The sequence below is a fragment of the Nesterenkonia aethiopica genome (assembly GCF_039534665.1).
Taxonomy (GTDB): domain Bacteria; phylum Actinomycetota; class Actinomycetes; order Actinomycetales; family Micrococcaceae; genus Nesterenkonia; species Nesterenkonia aethiopica.
Genome location: NZ_BAAAVT010000026.1, coordinates 21,054 through 29,565, shown reverse-complemented (window position 1 = coordinate 29,565; position 8,512 = coordinate 21,054). Strand labels below are relative to the sequence as shown.

Genomic DNA, 8,512 nt, shown 5'->3' with positions numbered 1-8,512 from the left:
AGTCGATTCGCGATCGCTGCGGCCGCCACTGTGGGCAGTCGGGCTTCGAGGTAGCTCATGGCGTGGTCGTCGTGTTGGAGGCGTACCCATCGATCCGACCGGGCGGTCTGGCAGTCCTTCTCGTATTGGGCGGGGTCCAGGGTGGCGATGTAGCGGCGCAGCCAGGCCCGCAGCTCACCGAGGGTCATTCTCGCTGCCGCTGCGGCGGCCGCAGCATCGAAGGCCTCACAGTGCGCGGCCCGGATCAGGGTGGTGGCGGTGGTGGTGATCGCGCGCAGTCGGGCGGTGTCGATGATCCCGGCGGTGTAGGCCTTCCAGGTGACAGAAAGTTGCTGGCGGGCGGTGCGGGCGGCGGTGAGCATCCCGGAGGCGACCTGTTCGCTGACTCCGAGGATGTGGGCGGTGTCACCGGTGGCGGCGTCCCGCAGGGCGCGGCGGGTGTGATGGTCGAGCCCGGAGGCGTGGGCTTCTCGGGCTCTGCGGTCTTGGTAGTCCAGCAGTCCGGTCAGCGCCTGGGCTTCGGTCTGGCGGGTGGTGATGATCAGTTCTCGGGCGTGGGCGAGTTCTGGTTCTCGGGCTAGGTGCGCGGCCCGGGCGGGCCAGAACACGGAGCCAGCACCACCAGAACCAGCAGCAGCGTGATCGGCACGAGAGTCGTCGCTGTGCTGGCTGTGCTGGTCGTGCTGGCTGTGCTGGTCTGGGTGCTGGTTCACCCCGTCCTGGTCCTCCATGTCTCCCACGCTATCCACCCCCTCTGACGCGTCCCGGAGCGGCTGAATCTGACCTCCAGATCGCGCCCCGCCTCGGCTGTGCCTCCGGCGCGTTCCGATCTCCTCCGGTGTGCTCCAGACCCTACGACCAGGCACTGACGCAGCCGGAAATGGCCACGTCGCCCCGCGCCGTCGTTCCCGGCCCTGCACAGCAGTTGAACAGCTCCTGCGAATTGCGTGAATCTGGGAACAGTCTCCTGGGCCCGCGCGTTCTGTACGGATGGAACCCGTGATCCCGCCGCACCGTGGCCCTCGCCGCGGACGGCGGTACCGACGAGAGGAGTTCACTGATGACCCACCACACCGAGTCAGTCGCCCCTGAGGGTGTCTCGATCGACGGCAAGACCATCGCGCTGCTGGTGACCGACGGCGTGGAGCTGCTGGAGCTCACGGAGCCGCTGGCGGCAATCCGTGGGGCGGGAGGCACCCCGAAGATCGTGTCTCCGAAGAAGAGCTCCCTTCAGGCCATGAAGGGGGACTGGGAGCACGCGGACCACTTCGACGTCGACCATCAGCTCGGCACCGTCAGTGCCTCCGACTTCGACGCGCTGGTGCTGCCCGGCGGCACGCTCAATGCTGACTCCCTGCGCATCGATGAGAAGGCCCAGGAGTTCGTCTCCGGCTTCTTCAGCGAATCCAAGCCGGTGGCGGCGATCTGTCACGGTCCCTGGATCCTCACCGAGGTCGGCCAGGTCTCCGGTCGGCGGATGACCAGCTACGCAGCCCTGCGTACAGACCTGAGCAATGCCGGGGCGCAGTGGGTGGACGAGGAGGTCGTCGTCGACGGCGGCGTGGTCACCTCCCGCACTCCGAAGGATCTCGACGCTTTTAATCGCGTCTTCCTGGAGCTCGTCGCAGCAAGGGCCTGAGTCTTTCAGGGGTCGCTCGTTCCGCCTCTGGAATTTCCGCCTCAGAAGTGAAACGATTCACCTCACGTGAAGCTCACCTGAGGAGGACCCATGCGTCGCGTCTGTTTCCAGTTGCAGGTCAGGCCGGATCGGATCGAGGAGTATACGGAGCGTCATGCCGCCGTCTGGCCAGAGATGCTGCGCGCGCTCAAGCGCTCCGGCTGGCACAACTACTCCCTGTTCCTGCGGGAGGACGGTCTGCTCATCGGCTACGTCGAGGTGGAGTCTCTGGAGTCCGCTCAAGCGGCCATGGAGGCCGAAGAGGTCAATGCCCGGTGGCAGGCGGAGATGTCCGAGTTCTTCGTCGAGCTCGACGGAGCCCGCCCGGACACCGGATTCCTGGAGCTGCGGGAGGTCTTCCATCTGGAGGGCCAGCTCGCCGCGGCCGACGATCCCGCCAGCTGACGACGGCGCGTGCCTCCGTCAGCCACTGCTCGGCCGCGTCCTCCGGTGAGGCGCCGTGGTGCAGCAGCTGGTCGATGATCCGCGGCGTGATGTCCTCGATCGCCGTGGGCCCGGCCGGGCCGATCCAGCGGGGAGCGGGGTCATGCTCCGCGACCGCCTCCACATGGTCCGCCTCGGCCTGCTGGTTCTCGTCCCGGGAGCCCTCGAGGGTCTCGCGCATGGCGGGGCTGTCCGGGACTCCGCGTTCCAGCCCCAGGATCTCCACGGCCTGCTCGGAGTTGGCCCGGAAGCCGACGAGCTGCGCTGGGGTCTCCGGGGCTGCGGCGTCGGCGGCGATCGAGTAGAACTGCGAGGACTGCTGCCAGACGCCGGGGGTCGACGACTCACCGGGCAACGGCCACAGCTCGAGGTCCTCGACCACTGACTGGGAGAACGGGGAGATGACGCTGCTCCAGTCGATGGTCATCGCCACCTGGCCGGTGGCCAGCAGCGTCTCCTCCGGGGCGGCTCCCTCCTGCTCGGTGATCACACTGGTGGGTGGGGCGGCGCGTCGTCGACCATCTGCTGCATGCAGGTGAACATGTCCTCCAGCGCCTCCGCAGAGAACCCGACCTGGCCGTCCTCGGTGTAGAGCGCCTCGCCGTGCTAGCGGGCGAAGACCTCCGCGGTGTCGTGGTCGAAGCCGTCGGCGCCGTACGCGTCGGTGTTCGCGGCGATCTGGGTGGAGCTCTCCTGGAAGCCGTCCCAGGTCCGGGACTGCGGGTCAGGCAGCTCCAGGCCGGCCTCCTCGAAGAGGGCGGGATTCACCAGGACCGCCAGTGCGTTGCTGCCGGTGGACAGTGCGTACTGGGTGCCGTCGATCTGTCCGTTCTCCAGGGCGCCGTCGTCTAGGGTGCTCATGTCCAGGGTCTCGCTGACGGTCTCCAGGTCCAGCAGGGCGCCGCGGTCCGCGTACTCGCCCGGGTAGGCGCCGCCGAGGGTGAAGACGTCCGGGGCGTCTCCATCGGCGACGGCGCCGAGCGCGGCGGTTGCGGGGAGCGTGCGGGGGGGGGTAGGTGATGGGTGGGTCATGGTGTCCTCACGGGGCTCGGGTTCAGAGGGGACGGTTCTCCGCGCCGGTGCGGCCCTGGTGACGCCGCTGGTCATCGAGCAGAGCGTCACCCTGTTCTTCTACTGCATCGCCGGTGTCCTGCTCGCGGCCGGACTGATCGGATGGTTCTGGGTCTCCCGGATGCCTGAGGTCATCCACCAGGAGAAGGTCAAGGGTCCTCAGAGCGCCCGGGTGCTGGCGGAGCAGGCGAAGTAGCTCTACGGAGGGTCCAGGCGTGTGGTCAGAGGTGGGTGAGGAATGGGCCGGGATGTACGTCGGGTTCACCCTGCTGGCCTCCGGGGCCGACCAGTGCGTGGGGTACCGGGGTGCTCGGCGGCCGCCTGCATGTCTCCGGCGCCATGCACAACGACCAGATGGCCCACGTCCGCACGAGGGTGCCCGGCGGCGTCGGCACGCTCACGCGGTACGACCACCTCGTGGATCCTGGGACCGAGGGGTCGGTGACGTGTCCGGAGTTCGCGCACCGGCAGGACGGCCGTCTGGTGTTCAGCCACCGCACCGGCGGCTCGGGCGACGGGTCATGGAGTGCGTACGTGCAGGGTCCTGCGCTGGGGCCTGACGGGTGGTTCCACCTGCTGCGGATGTGGCGGGAGACCCCCAGCGCCGCGCGGGGACCTGTTGAACGGCAACGCACGGCTCGGCTTCGGCGCCGACGGGAGCGTCCACGTGATCTACCACAAGTACGACGCCGACGGCCTCTCCCAGATCTGGGCCGCCCGGCCTGGCGGTGTCGAGTCCATCGGGGAGCCAGGCTCCTCCTGGGAGATCCGGCGGCTCACCGAGTGGGAGAGGCGGTGGGACTTCGGTGGTCACGGGACGCTCGACTTCGAGGTCGAGGTGTTCGGCTCGGAGGCCCAACCCGATGGTCTGGACGTGGTGCGCGGCGACTTCCCGGGGTTGCAGGTGAATATGCTGCACGGCCGGGGAGTCGGCTCCGGCGGAGGGCGGTACGTGCTGCGCTGGGAGAGCCTGCCGGAGAACCGGGGCCGGCTCTATGCGGGTCACCCGCAGGGCGGACCGTTGGAGGTGGCGCGCCTGCCTGAGAGGCAGGCCGGACCGACCGGTTGACACGCTTGTGACCATCATCATACGATGCACGCAGGTTTTGAAACGATTTACTACCGGCAGGACTGAGGACCATGACGACATTCGCAGAGATCGCTCCGCAGCTGGAGGGCCAGGCGATCGAGGTGCCCTCTTGGGCCTACGGCAACTCCGGCACGCGCTTTAAGGTCTTCGGCACTGCCGGCACTCCGCGCACAGTGGAGGAGAAGGTCGCCGACGCGGCAGCGGTGAACCGTTTCACCGGCCTGGCGCCGAAGGTGGCCCTGCACATTCCGTGGGACCTGGTGGACGACTTCGCCGCGCTGCGCAGCTATGCCGAGGACCTGGGCGTGGAGCTGGGCACCATCAACTCCAACACCTTCCAGGACGACGACTACAAGTTCGGCGGTCTGACCCACCATGACCCCGCCATCCGGCAGAAGGCGATCGACCACCACCTGCAGTGCCTCGAGGTCATGAACGCCACCGGATCGCGGGATCTGAAGATCTGGCTGGCCGACGGTTCCAACTATCCGGGACAGGCGGACATCCGCGGTCGCCAGGACCGGCTGGCTGAGTCCCTGCAGACCATCTATGCCCAGCTCAGCGGCGATCAGCGCCTGGTGCTGGAGTACAAGTTCTTCGAGCCGGCGTTCTACCACACCGACGTCCCGGACTGGGGCACCGCACTGGCGCACGTGCAGGCCCTCGGGGACAACGCCACCGTCTGCCTGGACACCGGGCACCACGCCCCGGGCACCAACATCGAGTTCATCGTGGCCCAGCTGCTGCGGCTCGGGAAGCTCGGCGCCTTCGACTTCAACTCCCGGTTCTACGCCGACGACGACCTGATCGTCGGCGCGGCCGACCCCTTCCAGCTCTTCCGCATCCTCTTCGAGGTCATCCGCGGCGGCGGCTACGGCCCGGGCTCCGAGGTCGCCTTCATGCTGGACCAGTGCCACAACGTGGAGAAGAAGATCCCGGGCCAGATCCGCAGCGTACTCAACGTCCAGGAGATGACGGCCCGGGCCCTGCTGGTGGACCGTGAGGCGCTCGATCAGGCGCAGCAGGCCGGAGACGTGCTGGGCGCCCATGAGGTCTTCATGGACGCCTTCTACACGGACGTCCGCGCTGACCTCGCCGCCTGGCGGGAGTCCCGCGGGCTGCCGGCGAACCCGATGCGGGCCTACGCCGAGTCCGGCCACCAGGAGCGGATCGAGGCCGAGCGCGTCGGCGGCACCCAGGTGGGCTGGGGCGCCTGATGCGCGCCGCCGTCGGGGCTCTGAACGCCGTCGAGGCGCAGGACCACACGCTGGCCGGCCCGCACGGGCCGCTGCCGGTGCGCGTCTACCGCAGGCAGCCCCCTGCGGCGGCGCAGCCGGGACCGGCGCTGGTGTGGGCCCACGGCGGCGGCTTCGCCTACGGCGACCTGGAGATGGCCGAGGCCGACTGGGTGGCCCGATCCCTGGCCGCCCGCGGGATTCCCGTCGTCTCCGTCGACTACCGGCTGGCGCCGCCGTTCGAGGCTCTCGACGCCGCTGACCTGCACCAGGGCGAGCCCGAGACTGGAGTGCGCTTCCCTGTGCCGGGGGAGGAGCTGGCGGCGGCCTTCGACTGGACCCGCGCGCAGGCCGTCGAGCTCGGGGCGGACCCGGAGCGGATGAGTCTCGGCGGTGCGAGTGCCGGCGCGAACCTGGCCGCCGGCGTCGTGCTGACCCGCCTGGCCCGGACCACGGGCGACGACGACGAGCACCCCGCCCGGCCGCTGCCGGCCCACCTGCTCCTCGCCTACCCCACCCTGCACGCCGTGCAGCCTCCTACGCCTGCTGATCTCCGCGCGCTCCTCGACGCTGACCCGGAGGCCGACGGGTTCGGCCCCGAGCCGGTGCGCCGCATGTACGAGAACTACCTGGGCGGGCCGGTCGAGGACGCCCCCGTGGCAGCCGTGCCCGGGACCGCCGACGTCGCCCAGTTGGCCGGACATCCGCCCACTACCGTCGTCACCGGTGAGGTCGACGAGCTGCGGGTCTCCGCCGAGGCCTACGCGGAGTCCCTGCGACAGGCCGGTGTCGACGTCGCCCTCGAGATGGTCGCCGGCGTCCGGCACGGGCATCTCAACCGGCCCCACGAGGGGCCCGCCGCCGCGCAGGCGGCGCAGCAGACCATCGAGCAGTTCGCGGCGCGGCTGCTCCGCACGCCCTGAGACCCTGACTCACTCACAGAAGGATCACTCATGACGAACCCCACCGTCGCTGACCTCATCACCCGGTCCAACCGGCTCGGAGCCGACCCGAAGAACACCAACTACGCCGGCGGCAACACCTCCGCCAAGGGCGTCGACGTCGACCCTGTCACCGGGGAGGAGGTCGAGCTGCTCTGGGTCAAGGGCTCCGGCGGTGACCTCGGCACCCTGAAGGAGTCCGGCCTGGCCACCCTGCGCCTGGACCGCATGCGCGCCATGGTGGGCACCTACCCGGGTGTGGAGCGCGAGGACGAGATGGTCGCCGCCTTCGACTACTGCCTGCACGGCAAGGGCGGGGCCGCGCCGTCGATCGACACCGCCATGCACGGGCTGGTGGACGCCGCCCATGTGGACCACCTGCACCCGGACTCGGGCATCGCGATCGCCACCGCCGCCGACGGCGAGGAGCTGACCCGCACCATCTTCGGGGACAAGGTCGTCTGGGTGCCGTGGCGCCGTCCCGGGTTCCAGCTGGGCCTCGACATCGCCGAGATCAAGGAGAAGAACCCGCAGGCGGTCGGCTGCATCCTGGGCGGCCACGGCATCACCGCCTGGGGCGACACCTCCGAGGAGTCCGAGCAGAACTCCCTGTGGATCATCGACACCGCCGCCGCCTACATCGAGAAGCACTCCCGGCCGGAGCCCTTCGGCCCGGCGCTGGACGGCTACGGCGCCCTGCCCGCGGATCAGCGCCGAGCCAAAGCCGCCGCGCTGATGCCCACCATCCGCGCCATCGCCAGTGCGGACAAGCCGCAGGTCGGCCACTTCTCCGATGACGACGTCGTCCTGGACTTCCTCTCCCACGCCGAGCACCCGCGACTCGCGGAGCTGGGCACCTCGTGCCCGGACCACTTCCTGCGCACCAAGGTCAAGCCGCTGGTGCTGGACCTGCCCGCAGACGCCGCCGTCGATGACGCCAAGGCCCGTCTGCTGGAGCTGCACGAGGCCTATCGGAAGGACTACCAGTCCTACTACGACCGTCACGCCCACCCGGACAGCCCCGCCCTCCGCGGCGCCGACCCGGCGATCATCCTCATCCCCGGGGTGGGCATGTTCTCCTTCGGCAAGGACAAGCAGACCGCCCGGGTGGCCGGCGAGTTCTACCTCAACGCCATCAACGTGATGCGCGGAGCCGAAGGGCTGTCCCGCTACGCGCCCATCGACGAGCGGGAGAAGTTCCGCATCGAGTACTGGGCGCTGGAGGAGGCCAAGCTGCAGCGCATGCCGAAGCCCAAGCCGCTGGCCACCCGCATCGCGCTGGTGACCGGGGCCGCCTCCGGCATCGGCAAGGCCATCGCCACCCGTCTGGCGGCTGAAGGCGCCGTCGTCGCCATCGCAGACCTGGATCTGGAGAAGGCCCAGGCGGTCGCCGCCGAGCTGGGCGGCCCGGACAAGGCCATCGGCGTCGCCGCCGACGTCTCCGACGAGGCCGCCGTGCAGGCCGCCGTCGAAGAGACCCTGCTGGCGTTCGGAGGGCTGGACATCGTGGTCAACAACGCCGGCCTCTCGCTGAGCAAGTCCCTGCTGGAGACCACCGCCAAGGACTGGGATCTGCAGCACAACGTGATGGCCAAGGGCTCCTTCCTGGTGTCCAAGACGGCGGCGAAGGCGCTCATCGACCAGGGCCTGGGCGGAGACATCCTCTACATCTCCTCGAAGAACTCCGTGTTCGCCGGCCCGAACAACATCGCCTACTCCGCCACCAAGGCCGACCAGGCCCACCAGGTGCGGCTGCTGGCCGCCGAGCTGGGAGAGCACCAGATCCGCGTCAACGGCATCAACCCCGACGGCGTGGTGCAGGGCTCCGGCATCTTCTCCTCCGGCTGGGGCGCCAACCGAGCCAAGACCTACGGCATCGAGGAGAAGGACCTGGGCAGGTTCTATGCCCAGCGCACCATCCTCAAGCGCGAGGTGCTGCCGGAGAACGTCGCCAACGCGGCCTTCGCCCTGGTCAGCTCGGACCTGTCCCACACCACCGGGCTGCACGTGCCGGTCGACGCCGGCGTCGCCGCCGCCTTTCTGCGCTGAGCCG

The 8,512-nt window shown here is 69.5% G+C and carries 9 protein-coding genes and 1 pseudogene; 8 read left to right on the top strand and 2 right to left on the bottom strand.

Translation table 11 applies throughout. The annotated features are described in order from the left end of the window. A partial coding sequence (locus ABD658_RS14695; protein WP_344744908.1) for a DUF222 domain-containing protein occupies positions 1 to 731 on the bottom strand: 731 nt, incomplete at its 3' end. Between the two features lie 329 nt (positions 732 to 1,060). Here ABD658_RS14695 and ABD658_RS14690 point away from each other — a divergent pair. Then, positions 1,061 to 1,639 carry a type 1 glutamine amidotransferase domain-containing protein gene (locus tag ABD658_RS14690; protein WP_344684815.1) on the top strand — a complete coding sequence of 193 codons (579 nt, stop codon included), beginning with the start codon at positions 1,061 to 1,063 and terminating at the stop codon, positions 1,637 to 1,639. A 90-nt stretch (positions 1,640 to 1,729) separates the two neighbouring features. Continuing rightward, on the top strand, positions 1,730 to 2,083 hold the full coding sequence (locus ABD658_RS14685; RefSeq protein WP_344684817.1) for an L-rhamnose mutarotase: 354 nt from the start codon (positions 1,730 to 1,732) through the stop codon (positions 2,081 to 2,083). A gap of 645 nt (positions 2,084 to 2,728) precedes the next feature. On the opposite strand, the gene ABD658_RS14680 is transcribed toward ABD658_RS14685, so the two are convergent. Beyond that, a complete protein-coding gene (locus tag ABD658_RS14680; protein ID WP_344684819.1) occupies positions 2,729 to 3,154 on the bottom strand; it encodes an ABC transporter substrate-binding protein in 426 nt (141 codons plus the stop codon). Between ABD658_RS14680 and ABD658_RS14675 the strand changes: the two genes are divergently transcribed. The 6 genes and pseudogenes from ABD658_RS14675 to ABD658_RS14655 all read left to right on the top strand — a co-directional run bounded on the left by ABD658_RS14675 (position 3,153) and on the right by ABD658_RS14655 (position 8,508). Beyond that, positions 3,153 to 3,389: a hypothetical protein gene (locus ABD658_RS14675; RefSeq protein ID WP_344684821.1), complete on the top strand. Its 237-nt coding sequence runs from the start codon at positions 3,153 to 3,155 to the stop codon at positions 3,387 to 3,389. The genes ABD658_RS14680 and ABD658_RS14675 overlap by 2 nt on opposite strands. A gap of 35 nt (positions 3,390 to 3,424) precedes the next feature. Beyond that, positions 3,425 to 3,703 (top strand): annotated as a pseudogene (locus ABD658_RS15375) (BNR-4 repeat-containing protein); the annotation flags it as partial. 109 nt (positions 3,704 to 3,812) lie between these two features. Further along, positions 3,813 to 4,262 carry a hypothetical protein gene (locus ABD658_RS14670; RefSeq protein ID WP_344684823.1) on the top strand — a complete coding sequence of 150 codons (450 nt, stop codon included), beginning with the start codon at positions 3,813 to 3,815 and terminating at the stop codon, positions 4,260 to 4,262. A 71-nt stretch (positions 4,263 to 4,333) separates the two neighbouring features. Continuing rightward, positions 4,334 to 5,500 (top strand): L-rhamnose isomerase, encoded by a 1,167-nt coding sequence (gene rhaI, locus ABD658_RS14665; protein WP_344684826.1) that lies wholly within the window; start codon positions 4,334 to 4,336, stop codon positions 5,498 to 5,500. After that, positions 5,500 to 6,441: an alpha/beta hydrolase fold domain-containing protein gene (locus tag ABD658_RS14660; protein ID WP_344684828.1), complete on the top strand. Its 942-nt coding sequence runs from the start codon at positions 5,500 to 5,502 to the stop codon at positions 6,439 to 6,441. Before rhaI ends, ABD658_RS14660 begins: the two co-directional genes overlap by 1 nt. Positions 6,442 to 6,471: 30 nt before the next feature. Then, positions 6,472 to 8,508, top strand: coding sequence for a bifunctional aldolase/short-chain dehydrogenase (locus ABD658_RS14655; protein ID WP_344684830.1), 2,037 nt, complete (start codon positions 6,472 to 6,474; stop codon positions 8,506 to 8,508). Positions 8,509 to 8,512 lie beyond the last annotated feature (4 nt).

Excerpts from the sequence above, each read along its gene's own strand:
- ABD658_RS14660 (WP_344684828.1), top strand. The coding sequence starts at position 5,500 with ATGCGCGCCGCCGTCGGGGCTCTGAACGCCGTCGAGGCGCAGGACCAC.
- ABD658_RS14675 (WP_344684821.1), top strand. The coding sequence starts at position 3,153 with ATGGTGTCCTCACGGGGCTCGGGTTCAGAGGGGACGGTTCTCCGCGCC.
- ABD658_RS14685 (WP_344684817.1), top strand. The coding sequence starts at position 1,730 with ATGCGTCGCGTCTGTTTCCAGTTGCAGGTCAGGCCGGATCGGATCGAG.
- rhaI (WP_344684826.1), top strand. The coding sequence starts at position 4,334 with ATGACGACATTCGCAGAGATCGCTCCGCAGCTGGAGGGCCAGGCGATC.
- ABD658_RS14655 (WP_344684830.1), top strand. The coding sequence starts at position 6,472 with ATGACGAACCCCACCGTCGCTGACCTCATCACCCGGTCCAACCGGCTC.
- ABD658_RS14680 (WP_344684819.1), bottom strand. The coding sequence starts at position 3,154 with ATGACCCACCCATCACCTACCCCCCCCCGCACGCTCCCCGCAACCGCC.
- ABD658_RS14690 (WP_344684815.1), top strand. The coding sequence starts at position 1,061 with ATGACCCACCACACCGAGTCAGTCGCCCCTGAGGGTGTCTCGATCGAC.